The sequence below is a fragment of the Hyphomicrobium sp. B1 genome, assembly GCF_049532635.1.
Classification (GTDB): domain Bacteria; phylum Pseudomonadota; class Alphaproteobacteria; order Rhizobiales; family Hyphomicrobiaceae; genus Hyphomicrobium_B.
On record NZ_CP134871.1, the window covers coordinates 483204 to 501397 of the forward strand.

The window sequence follows — 18194 nt, forward strand, 5'->3', positions numbered from 1 at the left end:
TAATCAGGCCAACGGACACCAATGGCCAAGAGCGAAAGGCAGATGCCGATGCTTCAGCTTGACCCCCAAACGACGGCCCTCATCCTCATCGATCTCCAGAACGGAATTGTAGCGCGCAACGTCGCGCCACACACGGGAGCGGATGTCGTCAAGCGTGCGTCGGAATTGGCAACGCGCTTTCGTTCCGCAGGCGCCCCCGTCGTCCTCGTCAATGTCGCCTTCGCCAAAGATTTCGCCGACGCTGTCCGCGTCCCTGTCGACAGCCCCATAGCGATCCCTCCGGGCGGATTTCCCGATGACTTCTCCGAACTCGCCGATGGCTTAGCCATGCCGTCCGATATTCGCGTCACCAAGCACAATTGGGGCGCGTTCTACGGCACAGACCTCGACGTTCAGCTCCGTCGCCGTGGCATCAACACGATCGTCCTCGGTGGCATCGCAACGAACATTGGCGTTGAATCCACTGCGCGCCAAGCCTGGGAACGCAACTATGCCATCGTTCTCGCCGAGGATATTACCGCAAGCTTCTCAGCGGAAATGCACAACTTTGCCGTCGAAATGATTTTCCCTCGGATTAGTCGCGTCACCGAAGCAGCCGATATCGAATTAGGTGGCCAATAACAGTGCCGCCCAATTCGACCCGCGCCCCAGAGGCACTCCTGGCCAACCTTGCGAAGCCGATTCAGTGGTTGATCCTCGTCGCCCTATCGTTTGTGGTGACGGCACTGATCGGTCTGACTGGACTTCCGGCCGCGATTCTTCTCGGCCCAATGATCGCAGCGATCGTCGTCGAAACCAACGGCGGCTCGATCCGGTTACCGCCCTTCGTCAGGCTGGTGGCTCAAGCCATAGTCGGTTGCACGCTGGCGAGCGCCGTATCGCCACAAATCGTCGCGAGGTTTGTAACCGAATGGCCCCTGCTGCTTTCGGTGGTTCTGACAGTGATTTCGGCCACCAGCCTGATCGGTTGGGTGTTGGGCAAATACCAGATCATGCCGGGCACAACTGCTGTGTGGGGGTTTTCTCCCGGAGCTGCGACAGCCGCAATCCTTATGGCCGGCGCTTATGGCGACGATGTGCGCCTGGTGGCGTTCATGCAGTATTTGCGTGTCGTCATGGTTGTCGGGGCGGCCGCGATCGTCGCTCATATCTGGATCCAGGTCACGCCTACAGCCGATACGACCACGTGGTTTCCGCCTATCGATTGGACCGCATTCGCCGAAACGATTGCGATCGCGACCATCGGCGGAGTGGCTGGTCATCTTTTACGATTTCCGGCGGGTGTCATGTTGATCCCAATGGCATTTGGCGCCGTTTTGCAGTCTTCGGGTATCGTGAAAATCGAGTTGCCCTATTGGTTGCTCGCAATGTCCTACGCCTTTATCGGCTGGATGATCGGCCAAACGTTTTCTCGCGACATTCTTATGCACGCGTTGAAAAAGCTGCCTCACATTGTTTTGGCCGTTCTGGTTCTTATCATTTTTTGCGGGGGCCTTGCCGCGATCCTGACCGAACTCCTCGGTGTCGACCCGCTGACGGCCTATCTCGCAACGAGCCCCGGCGGCTTGAACTCGATTGCCGTGATCGCCGCCTCATCGAAAGTCGACATGTCATTCATCATGGCGTTGCAAACGCTGCGCCTCGTGATCGTCATCGCGGTCGGCCCCTCGATCTCACGCTTCGTTGCGCGACGGTTAGAGCAGACGCTCAATATTGGCACTTTGAAATAGAGCTTCAAACCGATAGACGGCTGCACGTCAGCCGTCCCCAAAAACACGGCTTCTACCGACGGAGGAATCCCGATGGATTACGTCAAACTTGGCCATACCGGTCTCGATGTGTCGCGCATCTGCCTTGGCTGCATGAGCTATGGCCAATCCAACGATGGCGTCATGAAATGGGCGTGGACGCTCCCCGAAGAGGAGAGCCGACCCTACATCAAAACTGCCCTCGAAAACGGAATCAATTTCTTCGACACCGCCAATGTTTATACGCACGGCGAAAGCGAACGCGTGTTGGGCCGCGCCATCCGCGATTTTGCTAGGCGTGATGAAGTCGTCATCGCGACGAAAGTGTGCTCGCCGATGCGCGAAGGCCCGAACGGCCGCGGTCTCTCGCGTAAGGCGATCTTCGCCGAAATCGACGACAGCCTGACGCGGCTGGGCACAGACTATGTCGATCTCTATATCATCCATCGCTACGACTACGGCACGCCACTTGAGGAAACGCTTGAAGCCCTCGATGAAGTCGTGCGCTCCGGCAAAGCGCTCTATCTCGGCGCGTCGTCGATGTTTACTTGGCAATTCATGAAGGCGCTCGGCTTGCAGCGCGCACACGGGTGGGCGCCGTTCGTTTCGACGCAGAACTACTATAATCTTCTCTATCGCGAAGACGAACGGGAGATGCTTCGGCTCTGCCAATCGGAAGGCATCGCCGTGACCCCATGGTCTCCGCTCGCACGGGGACGTCTTGCGCGGCCCTGGCAGGACGAGCCGGAAACGACGCGCGCACAGAACGATCCCTTTGCACAGCGGCTCTACGAGAAATCAAAGAAACTCGACAAGCCAGTCGTCGATCGTGTGGTCGAAGTTGCAAAAGCCCGCGGCGTTCCGCCAGCTCAAGTAGCGCTTGCGTGGATGCTGCATAAACCGGTCGTGACCTCGCCCGTCATCGGTGCGACCAAGCCCTACCAGCTTGATGACGCAATAAAAGCCGTATCTCTGAAGCTCTCGGACGAAGAGATTTCCAAGCTCGAAGAATTGTATGAGCCGCACGCACAAACCGAAGCTTTTGTCTGACATTTACGTTTTGGGCTGAAACGTACCCCTAGCTCCTGCGTTCTCATTGCAGACGCAGTGAGCTTAACGGGGGATGTGATGCAGAAGACGGCCTCGGACGCGGAAACGCAAACGGGCGACATTATCGAGACGAGCATCCCGCAACGCCTCGATCGCCTGCCGTTCGGACGCTTTCATATCCTCGTCATCGCGGCGCTCGGCATCACATGGATCCTTGACGGCCTTGAGGTGACGATTGTCGGCGCTATCGCTGGCGCACTTAAAGAAAGTCCCGCGCTCAAATTATCCAATACTGATATTGGCCTCGCCAGCAGCGCCTATCTCGCCGGCGCCGTTTTAGGCGCAATTTTTTTCGGCTGGCTGACGGACCGGCTGGGCCGCAAGAAATTGTTCTTCATCACTCTTGCGACATACATGCTGGCGACGTTCGCAACAGCATTTTCATGGAATTTGGCGAGCTTCGCAGCTTTCCGTTTTTTCACCGGCGCGGGCATCGGCGGCGAATATACCGCCGTCAACTCAACGATCCAGGAATTGATTCCCGCCCGCCTCCGCGGCTGGACCGACCTCGCGATCAATGGCAGCTTCTGGCTCGGCGCCGCAATCGGCGCGTTCGGTTCGATTGTGCTTCTCGACACGTCCCTGATTCCAACCGATCTCGGCTGGCGCCTCGCATTCGCCATTGGCGGCGGCATGAGCATTGTCATCTTCGCGATGCGCTTCTGGATACCGGAAAGCCCGCGCTGGCTCATCACGCATGGCCGCGCCACCGAAGCCGAAAAAATCGTCAACGGCATCGAAGCGGATTTTGCGCGCGAGGGTCACGCCTGGGATCGCACCGGCCTCTCGACAACGCAATTCAAGGCCCGCAGCCACACACCGCTGGCTGAAATCATTACGGCGATCTTCAAGACCAATCGCGATCGCGCCATCGTCGGCTTTGCTTTGATGGCCGCCCAAGCCTATTTCTACAACGCGATCTTCTTCACTTACGCCCTGGTTCTGTCGTCATTCTACGGCGTACCGACCGATAAAATCGGCCTCTATATCCTGCCGTTTGCCGCCGGAAATTTCCTCGGACCTTTGTTGATCGGCCGCCTGTTCGATACCTGGGGGCGCCGGCCAATGCTCGTTCTAACCTATGGCCTTTCCGGCATTCTGCTCGCCGGTACGGGATGGCTCTTTGCGGCCAATCTCGTTTCAACATGGCAACTGACGGCCTGCTGGGTCGTCGTATTCTTTTTTGGCTCCGCCGCCGCCAGCTCCGCGTATCTGACCGTCAGCGAGTCGTTCCCGCTCGAAGTCCGCGCGCTTGCGATTGCCATTTTTTATGCAGTCGGAACGGGCGTCGGCGGCATTATTGGGCCTTATTTCCTTGGCCACCTAATCGACACCGGTTCGCGCGATAGCGTCCTCATTGGCTATCTCATCGGCGCGGCCCTGATGATGATTGCCGCCGGCGTTGCAGCATTCAAAGCCGTCGCCGCGGAACGCAAACCTCTTGAAGAGGTCGCGCGTCCCTTGTCGGCGACGGATTGATCAGTGCGCAGCAGCGCCTGCCGCAGGTTTGGCTTTACGCGCAAAGAGCAACGCAACTGCCGCGATCGACAGCATCACGCCGATGACCGCGAACGTGTCGCTGAATCCCATGATCAGCGACTGCCGCTTGACGATATTGCCCAGCGCCACGATCGCCTGGTGCTTCGCCGTCGCGACATCGGACACGCCATGCGCCATGAAATAATTGGTCATCTCATCGATGCGCTGGCGCACGTTCTCCCGATTGATGTTCACCGATTGCCCGATGATGTTCGAGTGAAACTGCTCTCGCTTTGTAATGATCGTCTCCAGCGAGGCCGTACCGACCGCCCCGGCGAGGTTGCGCAGCATATTGAACAGCCCTGACGCGTTTGCTGCATCCTTCGGCCCGATCTGTGCCGTCGCGATGGCCGTCAGCGGCGTGAGGATCAAGGCTTGCCCGACCGCACGCACGATATTCGGGACGAACAACTGATCACCGGAATAGTTGAGCGACATCTCGATATTCATGAAGCAACTCGCAGCAAACAAGGCGATGCCGACGATTGTGATATAGCGAATGTCGAAACTCTTCATCAGGCGAGGAACGAATGGGATGATCAGAAGCTGCGGCAGGCCCGTCCAGGCCAGAACGTTGCCGATCTGCTCCGAGTTATATCCCTGCACCTGACCGAGATATTGCGGCAGCACATAAACCGTGCCGAACAGCGCAAAGCCGACGAGCATGTTCGCGACCGTTCCTATCGCGAAGTTCCGGTTTTTCAGCAGCTTCAGATCGACGAGCGGCTTCTTCACCACCAGCTCGATCCAGACGAACGCCGTCAGAAACACGACGGCTGTGGCCGCGAGATTGACGATGAACTGCGACCCGAACCAATCGTCCTTGTTGCCTTCCTCCAGCATAGTCTGCAGTGACGAAAGTCCGATCGCCATCGTCACGATGCCCGCCCAATCGCCCTCCTTGAGCAGCCCAAGCTGCATTTTTTCCTTTTCGAGCGTCGCCAGCAGCGCAACGATCATGATTGCGCTCGGAATGGTGTTGATGAAGAAAATCTTCTGCCAGCCGTAGTTCTCGGTCAGATAGCCGCCGATGGTCGGGCCGATGGCCGGCGCAAACGTCACCGCAATCGCAAACAACGCAAGCCCGATCGGTTGCTGCGGCTTCGGCAGGCGGGTCACCACCATCGTGAAAGCCATAGGGATCAGTACGCCGCCCGCGAAGCCCTGAAGGCCACGCATCGCAATCATCTCACCGAGATTATGAGCGAACGCGCATGCCATCGAGAACACGGCAAAGAAGAACGTGCTCGCGACGATATATGTGCGGAACGAAAAAACGCGACTGAGATAGCCGGTCAGCGGAATGACGACGATCTCGCCAATGAGATACGACGTCGAAATCCACGCCCCGTTATCGGCGCCGGTCCCGATGCCGCCTTCGATGTCGAGCAACGACGCGTTCGTGATCTGGATGTTCAAGATCGACATAAACGCGCCGATCATGCCCGCGATAACGGCGATCCACGTCGTCAGACTGGCTTTGTCTTCTGAAATCGAAGTCGTCTGACGGGGCAGAGTCGCGCCCGGCCCTGTCGTCTCAGCGATGCTTGCCATGACGTTTACTCCACAGTGCAGCCGCGCGTCATCACGCGCAGCCGCTGGGCTCACTTGGCTGCAACGGACGCAGCCGTCCCATCTGTCTTCTTCTTCGTCTCGATGGTCGGATAGACCGACATCCCCGGACGCAACTCACCCGCCAGCGGGCTATCCGGATCAAGCACAATCTTTACCGGGATACGCTGCACGATCTTCGTGAAGTTGCCCGTCGCATTGTCCGGCGGCAGCAACGCAAACTGCTGACCACTTGCCGGCGCGAGACTATCAACGTGCGCCGGGATCTCGACGCCAGGGAACATGTCGACTTCAACATTCACCGGCTGGCCGGGACGCACATCTTCGAGCTGCGTCTCTTTGTAGTTCGCGACGATGTACGCGGCATTCAACGGCACAACAGCCATCAGCTGCGTACCCGCCTGCACGTATTGGCCGACACGCAATGTACGATTGCCGACGACGCCATCAATCGGAGAAACGACCGTCGTGTATGAGAGATTGAGTTCGGCCTGATCCTGCACGGCCTCATCATGCGAGAGTGTAGCTTTCGCTTGCGCAACTTCCGCTTTCAGAATGTCGATCTGCTTCTGCGCGTTCGTCAGCGTCGCCGTATCGCGGGCGTTAGAAGCACGGGCAGCCGTAATCCGAGCCTCCGCCTGCTGCGCATTCTGGACGCTACCATAGCCTGTCGTTGCAAGATGGCTGTAACGCTCGCTGTCTTGTTCCGCGAATGTCTCGTTGGCCTTGTCGACGTCGATCGTTGCCTTGGCGGCGTTGATAACCGACTGCTGGGCATCAAGCGCGGCAACCTTATTGGCAACAGCAGCCTTCGCCGCCTGAACGTCGGCCTTCGCCTGCTCCAGTGCGACATTGAAATCACGATCATCGATGCGCGCCAGAACCTGGCCGACCTTCACACGCTCGTTGTCATTGACAAGAACCTGCGTGAGGTAGCCTGAGACGCGCGGAGCTATGGTTGTATTATCCGCCTGGACATAGGCGTCGTCGGTCGAGACTTCGAAGCGCCAGACGTTCCAATACTCCCAGCCGACATAACCGGCAGCAGCCAACGCGAGAAGGCTCGCACCAGCAATGAGCACGCGCTTCAGCCCTTTGCGGGGAACCGGCTCAGCGGCCGTATCCGCCCCCTGAGACTGCGAGGGAGCGACATCTGGCTCGTCGGTAGCGCGACCATGCGGCGCGGTCTCGGCCGGTGCCGGAAGGCGCTGGAGCGTTATTGGACGATCCACGTAAGGTACTGTTTCGTCTTCAGAAATTGACCTATCTGGCGTCAGAGCATTCGGATGAAGACTCATGGCCGGCTCCTGTAAAAATGTCGGACTTAGCGCCCGAAGAATTTTTTTAGAAACTTGCTGTTTTCCAAAATAGGGACCATTATCTCTGTGTCAAGTGAATTTGGAAAATGATCATGGGACAAAATAGTGCGGTTCAGAAACGGTGCCGTGGGCGGCCCCAAGTCCGGCCGGACTCGGAGACGCTTCATCTTCTGGTCGAAGCCGCCACCGCTGAATTTCAAGCCAACGGCTTCGCGGCGACCACAATGGGTAACGTCGCGCAGAGAGCTGGCATATCGACCAAGACGATGTACCGTCTGGTCCCGTGCAAAGCTGATCTATTCGAGAAGGTGATTTCCGAGCGGATCGGCAACTTCATGCTGGCCGTCGATCCTGTCAGCCTCGACAAATTGGACCTGACGGAAGCGCTCGAACGTATTCTCATTTCATTCGGCACGCTGACGCTGAGCAGCGAGACCATAGGTCTTCTTCGCCTCGTTATCGGCGAAAGCGACCGCTTTCCCGAACTCGCGGCTGCCTTTCACGAGATCGCCGTGACCCAAACCACAAACGCCATCGCCGGATGGCTAGAACGCCAGCGTCAACGCGGTTTACTGAAAATTGACGATCCCTTCAGATCTGCCTCCGCAATCCGCGGCATGATGACAATGGACCTTCAGCGTTCGGCTATGCTCGGCGTCGGCCACGTGCCTGAACCTGACGAAATCGAGGCCCGCGCGAAGTTCTGCGTGCATCTATTCCTCGACGGCTGTCGAGCCTGAGCAAAACCACGATAGTCGCTGATACCTCTGCCATCTGCATCGTGCGTTTCGGCAATTTTAGGACTTCCCTTCGGCGTCCAGATGGGGCAACGAGCCATGTATAGTGCCGTTGCGAATACTCTTTCTCTACGGCCATGATGTTCTGCCGGCACTGCTTCGAGGAGAGTCATGACCGACAGCCCAGCCGGCACGCAACAGCCCGACCCTGCAACGACCCCACGCCGCGCGACACCCGCCTGGGTCTTTACGACCTTGCGCGTGCTGGCGGTTGCCATCGCGATTTACATCGCGTGGTACGTCGCCGGGCATTGGGATCGCTGGACCGGAGCCGCGCGCTTCGAAACGACCGATGACGCATTCATTTCAGGCGACGTCACGCCGCTCGCGGCGAAGGTATCCGGCTATATTAAATCGGTCGCCGTCAACGATTTCCAGTTGGTAAAAAAAGGACAGCTCATCGTCGAGATTGATCCCGCCGACTACAACGCCGCCCTGGTGCAGGCACAGGCCAACGTCAGCGCCGCCCAGGCAAACCTCACCAATCTCGCCAACCAGAAAGATGTGCAGCGTGCGTTGGTCCGCCAGGCCGAAGCGACGATCGACGCCACCAACGCCGACCTCGATCGCTACAATCTGGAATCCGAACGTCAGCGCAACCTGCTGAAATCCGGCGTCGCCGGCACGCCGCAAGGCGTCGAACAGGCCGACGACAATGCCAAGCGGACGGCTGCTCAGCTTGAACTCAACAAGGCGCAGCTCACCCAGCAAAAGGCCATTCTCGCAAGCCTCGACGTCGAGCAGGTCCAGCTCGAAGCGCAAGTCCGCGCCGCCAAGGCTCAGGCCGCCCTCGCCCAGAACAACGTCGGCTATACCCGCATCGTGTCGCCCGTGAACGGTTTGGTCGGCCAGCGTCTTGTGCGACCTGGCCAGTTCGTCAACATCGGCACCCAAGTCATTGCAGTCGTCACACTTCCGGAAATCTGGGTCATCGCGAACTACAAAGAAACGCAGATGACCAATATCCGTCTTGGTCAGCCTGCGACCGTGCACGTCGACGCCTTTCCCGATTTGAAATTGACGGGTCACGTTGACAGCTGGTCGCCCGGTACGGGCAGCACGTTCGCTCTCCTTCCGCCCGATAACGCAACCGGCAACTTCACCAAGGTCGTGCAGCGCGTTCCGGTCAAGATCGTGCTTGACCATCATCCGGCTCTTGGCACGCTGGTGCGCCCTGGAATGTCAGTCGAAGCCACGATTGATACCGGCGCCGCACCACCGGAGTCCGCAGCAAGCCCAACGGCCGGCACACCGAACATTCCGTCGGGCTCCGGCAAATGAGCGCCGATGCCGCGGCAGCTCCCGTCCCATCCCCCGTAGCCGCGAGCGGCGCGGAGCAAACCGCGCAGCAGACACACAAGATTTCGTCGCGTCCCTATATCGGGCTGGTCGGCGTCCTGCTTGGCGCAACGATGAGCACGCTTGGCAGCCGCACGACGACGTTTGGCCTCGCTGATCTGCGCGGCGGCTTGCACGTCGGCTTCGATGAAGGGGCCTGGATCACCACCAGCTTCGGCGTCGGACAAATGTTAATCGGCGTCGCCTCGCCCTACCTCGGCGCCATCTTCGGCGTTCGCCGCATCCTGCTGATGGGCATCATCGTCTTCTTCATGACGAGCCTGCTCGGACCGCTATCGCCGAACCTCACCGCCTTTCTCATCATGCAGTTTCTCGGCGGCATCGGTTCGGGAACGTTCATTCCACTGACGGTCAGCTACATTCTTCGGAACATTCCGAAAGGCCTCGTCATATACGGCATCTCGATCTACGCCATGAATTCGGAGTTGTCGCAGAACGTCGCCGCCTCGCTTGAAGGCTGGTACACCGACAATCTGTCTTGGCATTGGATCGACTGGCAGTACTGCATCGCACTGCCCATCATGTATTTATGCATCTGGTACGGCATGCCGGTCGAAGGCGGCCTAAGCCGGCGACTGCGCGATCTCGACTGGCCTGGGATTTTCTATGCCGGCGCTGGCTTCGGCCTTCTCTATGCCGCGCTGGACCAGGGCAATCGCCTCGACTGGCTGAACAGTGGCCTGATCGTCGGACTGCTCGTCGGCGGCGGACTGCTGACGGCGCTATTCATCGCCCGCGAACTGATATCGCCCAGCCCGTTCGTCAACATCCGGGTCATCGCCCATGAAAACCTGATCCCGCTGCTGCTCCTGCTCGCCGGCTTCCGGTTCATCATTCTGTCGACCGCCTACATCATCCCGAGCTACCTGCAGACGGTGCAAAACTTCCGCGAATTGCAGGTTGGGTCGGTGCTCCTGTGGATCGCGTTGCCGCAATTCGCGATCGTCCTGCCGCTCGGCTACATCCTGAACCGCGTCGATGGCCGCTACGTGCTCGCGCTTGGCAACTTGATGATCGGCATCGCATGTCTGATGGGAACCAACCTGACGAGCGAGTGGGCGACCAATGATTTCCTGCCGTCGCAAATTCTGCAGGCGCTTGGACAGTCGTTCGCGTTGACGAGCCTGATCGTTCTCGTCATCAAATCGATCTCGCCCGCAGACGCGCTGACGATCGGCAGCCTCTTGCAGATGAGCCGATTGTTCGGCGGTGAAATCGGCACGTCTTTCATGCAAACGTTCGTGCGCGTCAGAGAACAGGTTCATTCGAACCTGATCGGACTTCATGTCGACGCTTCGTCCGTCATGACAGTCGACCGGCTAACGACGTACCAGAACGCTCTGGGCGCGCACTCCGCCGATCACGCCGTCACAGCCGGACGAGCGACAAAACTGCTTGGCTCGGCCGTCGCTCAGCAGGCCGCTGTTTATTCTTATATTGACGGCTTCCTTGCCGCGGCAGTCGGCTCGGCGATCTGTCTGCTTCTCGTGGCAACGGTCCAGAAGCCGAAAAACCCGGCGTTCTGATCCAAGCGGTCATCTGCGCTTTTGATCGCTTCGACTACTGCAGCCGTTCGCCGTCGTACTCTCTGAACCGAGAGACCGCGTGAACTTTCAGTCGATCCGGATCGAACTGGCCAGCCTTTGCCAAGGTAATGACAGCTTTGGCAACCCGAGCCCGCCCCTCTTCGTCCGAGGGTGTAATACCGAGCTCTCGGCAAGCGATATCGAACGTCATCTGAAGAATATCGACTTGCGCGCTATCGAAGCCTCCGAAGGTACCTTTCATGTGCGCTCCATCACTAAAAAAACAGGCGGGAGCACACGTACCTCTCTCAGCCATCGGCGCCCGGGCGATAGGCCGATGGTGGTGAGAGCATACTCGAGGTTTGCTTTGCGACCTAACGCCTTTTCGACATTCAATACAGCCCCCGGTTGATATTACCGTGAACACACTTAGGACCCTGCTTGCTATCGTCGATATGCGAATGCTACAGACGAACTGCTTTGAGTCCTCGAGCGCATAACAACATCAATCTCTTAGCGTCCCGAGTGCTCGCAAATGCTGTGCGTTACTTCCAGGCTTCTCCAGGTTTTCGAGCGCCGCGATGAAACTCTCGTCGCCAGAGCCGCGATAGACCGTTGAAAGACAACATGACCAAATCCAACATCAAAATTCATCACGGCGATCTTCCTGCCGGATTGTCGTTTCCCAACGGCGTCGCCATCGACACGGAAACGCTCGGACTTAATCCGCATCGCGACAGGCTGTGCCTCGTGCAGCTATCAAGCGGCGACGGGACGGCGCATCTCGTCAAGTTCGACGGCAAGAACTACGATGCGCCGCATTTGAAGGCGCTGCTGACGGATCCGGCGATCGTGAAAATCTTTCATTTCGCCCGCTTCGACATCGCGGTGATGAAGCAGTATCTCGGCGTCGAAACGGCCCCGCTCTACTGCACCAAGATCGCCTCCAAACTGGCGCGCACCTACACCGACCGCCACGGGCTGAAAGACCTTGTCGGCGAGCTACTCGGAATTGAAATCTCCAAACAGCAGCAAAGCAGCGACTGGGGCGCACCCGAACTGTCGGAAAGCCAGATGGCCTACGCCGCCAATGACGTGCTGCACCTTCACGCGCTCAAGTCGAAGCTCGACACGATGCTTGTGCGCGAAGGCCGCGCCGAGTTTGCGCAATCAGCCTTCGGCTTCCTGCCGACACGCGCCCGGCTCGATCTTGCCGGCTTCGAGGACGACGACATATTCGCTCACTAAAGTCGGGAAAAATCGCCTCAGGCGACAAGGTCCCAAAGTCTCCCCAATTTAAGGCGAGATTACCGGACCTAAGGGGGGCAATGGCATGGCCAGCATGGCTGCCGCTGAAACTTCAAGCGTCGCGCACGGACGGTCACGCGCATCGGGCAGCCGAATCGTCATTGCCGGCGATCGCACCCAAAGCCGCACGGCTGCACACCGCCATTCCCGCCGTGTGCGATTTCTGAAAATCGGACTACCGCTCACTGCCATCGCAACGGTGGCGCTCGCGACATTGAACATCCTTGAAAACATGGGGGTCGGGCCGACGCTGCCACCCATCGAGGTTCCGAAGATCATTGCCGACAACCTGAAGATGCACAACCCGCATTATCAGGGCTTCAATTCGGACGGCGGCCACTATTGGGTGAAAGCCGAAACGGCGCAGCAAGATCTCAAAACGATGACGGCCGTTCATCTCGACCGCATAACGGGCGAGCTGACCGACGCCAAAAAACAGAAGACCTATCTCACCGCTGCACGCGGCATCTTCGACAACAAGTCGAACATCCTCGAACTGTTCGACGCGATCAACGTGACCGGCGATGGCGGCCTCAATGCCAAACTCACGCGCGCAACGATTCAGACCAAAGAAAACATCATCACGTCGAACGAACCCTCGACGATCGTCATGGGCGCCGGTCAGATCACGTCCAATCAGCTGAAGATCCGCCAGAAGACGAAGGAATATACCTTCCTCGACAATGTCCGGACCCACATGCAGCCCAAGAAGACGGCCGCCTCCGCTGACAATCAGCAGGACCAGAATGCGCTGCCGTTCGGCAAGCCCGGACAACCCGTCGATGTCGCATCGAACCGCCTCGATATCGACGACATCAAGAAAACTGCGACCTACACCGGCGGCGTCGTCGCGAGCCAGGCAGGCGCGACGATGACAGCGCCCGAAATGGTCGTCAGCTACCAGGGCTCGGTCGCACCGGCCGGCAAAGGCGACGACAAGACCAAGGCGCAGACGGCGAACGCATCGGACCCGTCTGGAACCCAGGTCAAGCTGATCGTCGCGAAAGATTCGGTCGTTCTGAAGCAGCCGAACGGCCAGACCGCAACCAGCGACCAGGCAACGTTTGACACGCTAGCCCACACCGCCGTTCTCGAAGGCAACGTTGTCCTCACGCAAGGCGACGACCGACGTGCCGTCGGCGACCGCGTCGACTATGATGAGACCGCCCAGACGATGACGCTGACCGGCCCCGTTGTGGTGACCCAGGGCGCGAACGTGCTCAAAGGCCGGCGCCTCATCTACAATCGCGGCACGCAAAAGATGCAGCTTTCGTCTCCCGCGAACCTTATGGGAAGTTCGTCGGCGGGACGGATCACGGCGCATTTCGTCAAAGACCCGGCGAAGGCGTCGGCGGCGAAATCTGATAATGACAATGAAAACAGCGACGGCATCGCGTTTGGTGCCGCCTTCAAAGCCGACCCGAACTCACCTTATGATGTCGTGGCCGACCGTCTCGACGTCGACGACAACGCCAAGAAGGCAATTTTCGTAGGGAATGTCTCAGCCGTTCAAGGCACCATGACGATGCGCTCACAGGAGCTTACGGCATTTTATACCGGCAGCGCCGGAATGGGCGACAGCAACGACGGCAAGGCATCCGGCACAGCCGCCTCTCTCACTCACCTGACCGCGCGCAAGAAGGTCGTCGTCACCGCCAAGGATGGCCAGACGGCAACCGGCGACTGGGCCGAAGTGGATGTGAAGAAAAATTTGACGACGATGGGCGGTGCTGTCGTGCTAACGCAAGGCAAGAACATTGTTCACGGGACCAAGCTCGTGATCGACATGACAACCGGCGAAGCCACGATCAAAACAGAGCCGACGGCGACAAGCAGCGGAGCGATGGTCAGCAGCAGCGATGGCCAAGGCGGTGGTCCAGTGTTCAAGGCCGACCGGCCGAGTGCGGTCTTTTATCCCGGCCAGCTCCGAAAATCGAAAATTCAAGCTGACGGTTGGCAGGTCCGTACGTCGCCTTGACCGCGCCGCAGAGTTGGCCTGAGTTCGGGCGTCAAGGGAGCTTGCCGGACAGCGGCAAGGTATTTGGTGTTTAAGGCTCTACCCATCCGCCTGAAAAAGAACCGTGAGGCGCCGAATGGATCGGCCGCTTACAGCAACGGCGTGGCCCACGCCGCGCCGGCTGCGGAAGATCCCCACGCCATCGGTGCCGACGGCTGGCTGACGGCCTACGACGTTAAGAAATCCTATCGCAAGCGGATGGTCGTCAAAGGCGTCAACCTCGCGGTCGGACGCGGCGAATCCGTTGGCCTGCTGGGTCCCAACGGCGCCGGCAAAACGACCGTTTTCTATATGATTACGGGGCTCGTCGCCGCCGACGAAGGACGCATCACACTCGACGGCGAAGACGTGACGAACCTCCCGATGTATCAGCGCGCGCGCCTCGGTGTCGGCTACCTGCCGCAGGAAGCTTCGATCTTTCGAGGGCTGACCGTCGAGCAGAACATCATGTCCGTGCTCGAACTGATCGAGCCCGACCGCAAGGCGCGCAAAGAACAGCTCGACAGCTTGCTAGAAGAATTTTCAATCACACGGCTCAGAAAATCGGCAGCGATGGCGCTCTCGGGCGGCGAACGCCGGCGGTGTGAAATCGCCCGCGCGCTCGCATCGCGCCCGTCATTTATGTTGCTGGACGAACCATTTGCCGGCATCGACCCAATCGCCGTCGGCGACATTCAGCAGCTGGTTCGCCACTTGACCGAACGCGGTATTGGTGTGTTGATCACAGACCATAACGTTCGTGAAACATTAAGTCTTATCGATCGCGCATATATCATCTACGACGGTCAGGTTCTGACGCAGGGCAAACCTTCGGAAATCATATCGAATGAAGATGTGCGGCGAGTTTATCTTGGCGATATGTTCGTTAATACCGGTTGAGTATAGGTCGCTCCGGAATTCTAAGTACGGAGTAGCTAAATAGCGTGGCACTTTCAGCAAAATTGGAGCTGAGACAAGGCCAGCAGCTGGTCATGACGCCACAGCTGCAGCAGGCCATACGCCTGCTCCAGCTCTCGAACCTCGAATTGACAGAGTTTGTCGATGGCGAGCTTGAGCGCAATCCTCTACTCGAACGCGACGAAACCGGCGGCTCCAAGCCCGTCGAAGAACCTTTGAACGAACGCCAGGACGAGCGTGCCAGCAGCACAGACGAAAGCTGGCTCGACCTGCGAGAGCCGGTCCGCGATCACACCGGCGGCCTCGACGTCGATTTTGGAAACGTTTTCCAGGAACCGGGAACGGGCGAGCCGGGCTCCGCAGCGGGCGCAGCATCTGGGCTGAGCTGGGCCAACGTCTCGCAGCGAATGCACAATGGCGGCGACGGCGAAAGTGACCTCGAGGAATTTGTCGCCAACCAGGTTTCGCTGCGGGAACATCTGGCCGCGCAACTGCCGCTGACCGTGACCGATCCCGCTGAACGGCTAATCGGCCAGTACCTCGTCGATCTGGTCGATGAAGCGGGTTACATCCCGGCCAATCTGGATGCGATCTCTGAGCGGCTCGGTGCCCCGCTGGAATTCATCGAAAGCGTGCTCACCAAGCTACAATCGTTTGATCCACCGGGAATTTTTGCCCGTTCATTAGCGGAATGTCTGGCGCTCCAGCTCAAGGACCAAAATCGCTACGATCCGCTGATGGCGGGCCTGCTGGCCCACCTCGACCTACTTGCCAGCCGCAACATACCGGCCCTGAAAAAGGCGCTCGGCATCGACATGGATGAGCTGGCCGACATGATCCGCGAGATCAAGCGCCTCAATCCCAAGCCCGGTCTGAAATTCGGCTCGGTGCAGGTCCAGCCCATCGTCCCGGACGTCATCGTCAGAGCGGCGTCGGACGGCGGCTGGCACGTCGAGCTGAATAGTGACACTCTGCCGCGCGTCCTGATCAATCGCACCTATTATGCGCGGGTCGCACGTACGGCGACCTCCGAAAAGGACAAGACCTACCTGTTCGACTGCCTGCAAACGGCCAACTGGCTGGTGAAGAGCCTCGATCAGCGCGCCCGGACCATTCTGAAGGTCGCCGAGCAGATCGTCCGCCAGCAGGACGCCTTTTTCATGTACGGCGTGCAGCACCTGCGCCCGCTCAATCTCAAGGTGATCGCAGACGCCATTTCGATGCACGAGTCGACGGTCTCCCGGGTGACCTCAAACAAGTATATTTCGACGCCGAGAGGCATTTTCGAGCTTAAGTATTTCTTTACCTCGGCTATCGCGTCCGCCGCTGACGGCGAAGCCCATTCATCTGAAGCGGTCCGCCACCGCATCAAGCAGCTCATCGATGCCGAAAGCGCAGAAGACGTCCTATCCGACGATCAGCTCGTAGACCGCCTGAAAGGCGAGGGCATCGACATCGCTCGCCGCACGGTCGCCAAATACCGGGAAGCCATGCGCATTCCCTCGTCCGTTCAACGCCGCCGCGATAAGAGATTGGTGGAACGTTTGGGTGGCATGGCTTGAACTCCATGACCTTAACTTAATGAACAACCTATATTTTCTCGTTTCACTTAATTGCCCAAGCGTGATTTGACAGGGGAACTTGCCGAGCCTATCGCTATTAACAGGTACGTCCCGTCAGAAGTGGCGGTCACACTTTCCTCACGGACGTCCCGATAGGTGGCTCGCAACCTCTGAGCAGACATTGCTCGGTCCCGAGGCACGCACTTTGGCAGTGCAGAACAGGCATCTACATGACCATCCAAATCACCGGTAAGAACGTTGAAGTTGGCGACGCCTTCAAAAGCTATGCGGCCGATAAAATCCGCGCCGTCCTGCAGAAATACCTTGCGCGCGAAGTCGATGGACACATCCGGCTGGAACGCGAGCGCGAGGTCTTCAAGACCACGTGCTCCGTGCGCCTGACGAACGGCCTCCTACTCGAAGCCCATGGCGAAGGCGCCGATGCCTATAGCAGCGCCGATTCCGCTGCCCACCGGCTCGAAACGCGCGTGCGCCGCTACAAGGGCCGCATCAAAAACCATTCATCCGCCACCGCCCGGCGCAAAGTCGATATCGAGGCCCGCGACTACGTCGTGAGCCTGAACGATCACGACGAGCCCGAGCAGGACGAGGCGAATCCGCTTATTATCGCCGAAGGACAGCGCAATATTAGCCATATGACGGTCAGCGAAGCCGTCCTGCAGCTCGATTTGTCGGAAGCGTCGTTCATGATTTTCAAGAACGCCGCCCACGGAGGGCTCAATGTCGTCTACCGGCGCAATGATGGGCACATCGGGTGGATCGACGCCGATCTTCCCATGGGGGCAAAACCGAACGGCGCATCGGCGTCGAAGCACGTGGAATAAGCGTAGGCTTAACTTTGCATGACTGTGGACACCGCCCGTCATCCGGCGCGGCAAGCCACAATGGCGGCCATTTCATCGTGGATGGGACTGGGATGAACATCGAAGATATGCTTGCCGACGACGCGATAATTCCGCGTCTGGAAGCTGATGACAAAAAGCAGGCCCTGCAGGCACTCGCCGCCAAGGCATCGGCCGCAACGGGAGCCGGTGCGCCGGACATCTATGCCGCGCTGCTCCAGCGGGAACGGCTAAGCTCGACCAGCCTCGGCCGCGGCATTGCGATTCCGCACGTCAAGCTTCCGACGGTAGAGGCGATCACATGCATTTTCGCGCGGCTCGAACACCCTATCCCATTCGAGAGCCACGACGGTGAACCCGTCGATCTTCTGTTTTTCCTGCTCGCCCCCGAGGGCGCGGGCGCTGACCACTTGAAGGCCCTTGCCCGCATTTCCCGCCTCGTGCGCGATCCAGCAACGCTCGAAGGACTGCGTAACGCTGAGGATGTCGACGCGTTGCGCAACGTTCTGATGAACCCCGTCACCTCGCACGCCGCCTGAGCCGGCCACTCACTTGGACTGTGGGAGACTGTGGGCTG

16 protein-coding genes are annotated in these 18194 nt (G+C 58.8%); 13 read left to right on the top strand and 3 right to left on the bottom strand.

Annotated features, from left to right (window positions below):
* The first annotated feature begins 48 nt into the window (after window positions 1–48).
* The 4 genes from RLW55_RS02415 (at window position 49) to RLW55_RS02430 (ending at window position 4337) form a co-directional block, all read left to right on the top strand.
* Window positions 49–621, top strand: a complete 573-nt coding sequence (locus RLW55_RS02415) for a hydrolase (protein ID WP_423415458.1) — start codon at window positions 49–51, stop codon at window positions 619–621.
* A 2-nt stretch (window positions 622–623) separates the two neighbouring features.
* Window positions 624–1730 (top strand): AbrB family transcriptional regulator, encoded by a 1107-nt coding sequence (locus RLW55_RS02420; RefSeq protein WP_423415459.1) that lies wholly within the window; start codon window positions 624–626, stop codon window positions 1728–1730.
* Window positions 1731–1802: 72 nt separating this feature from the next.
* Window positions 1803–2798: an aldo/keto reductase gene (locus tag RLW55_RS02425; protein ID WP_423415460.1), complete on the top strand. Its 996-nt coding sequence runs from the start codon at window positions 1803–1805 to the stop codon at window positions 2796–2798.
* A 78-nt stretch (window positions 2799–2876) separates the two neighbouring features.
* Window positions 2877–4337: an MFS transporter gene (locus RLW55_RS02430; RefSeq protein WP_423415461.1), complete on the top strand. Its 1461-nt coding sequence runs from the start codon at window positions 2877–2879 to the stop codon at window positions 4335–4337.
* On the opposite strand, the gene RLW55_RS02435 is transcribed toward RLW55_RS02430, so the two are convergent.
* Both RLW55_RS02435 and RLW55_RS02440 read right to left on the bottom strand, forming a co-directional pair.
* Entirely contained in the window at window positions 4338–5951 is a 1614-nt protein-coding gene (locus RLW55_RS02435; RefSeq protein ID WP_423415462.1) for a DHA2 family efflux MFS transporter permease subunit, read from the bottom strand. It abuts the gene before it with no gap.
* A 50-nt stretch (window positions 5952–6001) separates the two neighbouring features.
* Window positions 6002–7189 carry an HlyD family secretion protein gene (locus RLW55_RS02440; RefSeq protein ID WP_423416368.1) on the bottom strand — a complete coding sequence of 396 codons (1188 nt, stop codon included), beginning with the start codon at window positions 7187–7189 and terminating at the stop codon, window positions 6002–6004.
* 191 nt (window positions 7190–7380) lie between these two features.
* Between RLW55_RS02440 and RLW55_RS02445 the strand changes: the two genes are divergently transcribed.
* The 3 genes from RLW55_RS02445 to RLW55_RS02455 all read left to right on the top strand — a co-directional run bounded on the left by RLW55_RS02445 (window position 7381) and on the right by RLW55_RS02455 (window position 10970).
* Entirely contained in the window at window positions 7381–8028 is a 648-nt protein-coding gene (locus RLW55_RS02445; RefSeq protein ID WP_423415463.1) for a TetR/AcrR family transcriptional regulator, read from the top strand.
* Window positions 8029–8196: 168 nt separating this feature from the next.
* Entirely contained in the window at window positions 8197–9366 is a 1170-nt protein-coding gene (locus tag RLW55_RS02450) for an HlyD family secretion protein (protein ID WP_423415464.1), read from the top strand.
* A complete protein-coding gene (locus RLW55_RS02455; protein ID WP_423415465.1) occupies window positions 9363–10970 on the top strand; it encodes an MFS transporter in 1608 nt (535 codons plus the stop codon). The genes RLW55_RS02450 and RLW55_RS02455 overlap by 4 nt, the downstream gene beginning before the upstream one ends.
* Window positions 10971–11004: 34 nt before the next feature.
* Here the strand turns inward: RLW55_RS02455 and RLW55_RS02460 are convergent, their stop codons facing one another.
* On the bottom strand, window positions 11005–11232 hold the full coding sequence (locus tag RLW55_RS02460) for a hypothetical protein (RefSeq protein ID WP_423415466.1): 228 nt from the start codon (window positions 11230–11232) through the stop codon (window positions 11005–11007).
* A 365-nt stretch (window positions 11233–11597) separates the two neighbouring features.
* Here RLW55_RS02460 and RLW55_RS02465 point away from each other — a divergent pair, with 365 nt between their 5' ends.
* From RLW55_RS02465 to RLW55_RS02490, 6 genes are all read left to right on the top strand, one after another.
* Window positions 11598–12218, top strand: coding sequence for a ribonuclease D (locus tag RLW55_RS02465; protein ID WP_409561994.1), 621 nt, complete (start codon window positions 11598–11600; stop codon window positions 12216–12218).
* A gap of 85 nt (window positions 12219–12303) precedes the next feature.
* On the top strand, window positions 12304–14256 hold the full coding sequence (gene lptC / locus RLW55_RS02470; protein WP_423415467.1) for an LPS export ABC transporter periplasmic protein LptC: 1953 nt from the start codon (window positions 12304–12306) through the stop codon (window positions 14254–14256).
* 90 nt (window positions 14257–14346) lie between these two features.
* Window positions 14347–15174, top strand: coding sequence for an LPS export ABC transporter ATP-binding protein (gene lptB / locus RLW55_RS02475; protein ID WP_423416369.1), 828 nt, complete (start codon window positions 14347–14349; stop codon window positions 15172–15174).
* A gap of 44 nt (window positions 15175–15218) precedes the next feature.
* Complete coding sequence (rpoN, locus tag RLW55_RS02480) at window positions 15219–16754, top strand: RNA polymerase factor sigma-54 (protein ID WP_409561992.1); 1536 nt, start codon at window positions 15219–15221, stop codon at window positions 16752–16754.
* A 230-nt stretch (window positions 16755–16984) separates the two neighbouring features.
* Complete coding sequence (gene hpf, locus RLW55_RS02485; protein WP_409561991.1) at window positions 16985–17599, top strand: ribosome hibernation-promoting factor, HPF/YfiA family; 615 nt, start codon at window positions 16985–16987, stop codon at window positions 17597–17599.
* 92 nt (window positions 17600–17691) lie between these two features.
* Window positions 17692–18156 (top strand): PTS sugar transporter subunit IIA, encoded by a 465-nt coding sequence (locus RLW55_RS02490; protein ID WP_409561990.1) that lies wholly within the window; start codon window positions 17692–17694, stop codon window positions 18154–18156.
* Window positions 18157–18194 lie beyond the last annotated feature (38 nt).

Excerpts from the sequence above, each read along its gene's own strand:
- RLW55_RS02415 (WP_423415458.1), top strand. The coding sequence starts at position 49 with ATGCTTCAGCTTGACCCCCAAACGACGGCCCTCATCCTCATCGATCTC.
- RLW55_RS02425 (WP_423415460.1), top strand. The coding sequence starts at position 1,803 with ATGGATTACGTCAAACTTGGCCATACCGGTCTCGATGTGTCGCGCATC.
- RLW55_RS02430 (WP_423415461.1), top strand. The coding sequence starts at position 2,877 with ATGCAGAAGACGGCCTCGGACGCGGAAACGCAAACGGGCGACATTATC.
- RLW55_RS02435 (WP_423415462.1), bottom strand. The coding sequence starts at position 5,951 with ATGGCAAGCATCGCTGAGACGACAGGGCCGGGCGCGACTCTGCCCCGT.
- RLW55_RS02445 (WP_423415463.1), top strand. The coding sequence starts at position 7,381 with ATGGGACAAAATAGTGCGGTTCAGAAACGGTGCCGTGGGCGGCCCCAA.
- RLW55_RS02450 (WP_423415464.1), top strand. The coding sequence starts at position 8,197 with ATGACCGACAGCCCAGCCGGCACGCAACAGCCCGACCCTGCAACGACC.
- RLW55_RS02455 (WP_423415465.1), top strand. The coding sequence starts at position 9,363 with ATGAGCGCCGATGCCGCGGCAGCTCCCGTCCCATCCCCCGTAGCCGCG.
- RLW55_RS02460 (WP_423415466.1), bottom strand. The coding sequence starts at position 11,232 with ATGAAAGGTACCTTCGGAGGCTTCGATAGCGCGCAAGTCGATATTCTT.
- RLW55_RS02465 (WP_409561994.1), top strand. The coding sequence starts at position 11,598 with ATGACCAAATCCAACATCAAAATTCATCACGGCGATCTTCCTGCCGGA.
- lptC (WP_423415467.1), top strand. The coding sequence starts at position 12,304 with ATGGCCAGCATGGCTGCCGCTGAAACTTCAAGCGTCGCGCACGGACGG.
- hpf (WP_409561991.1), top strand. The coding sequence starts at position 16,985 with ATGACCATCCAAATCACCGGTAAGAACGTTGAAGTTGGCGACGCCTTC.
- RLW55_RS02490 (WP_409561990.1), top strand. The coding sequence starts at position 17,692 with ATGAACATCGAAGATATGCTTGCCGACGACGCGATAATTCCGCGTCTG.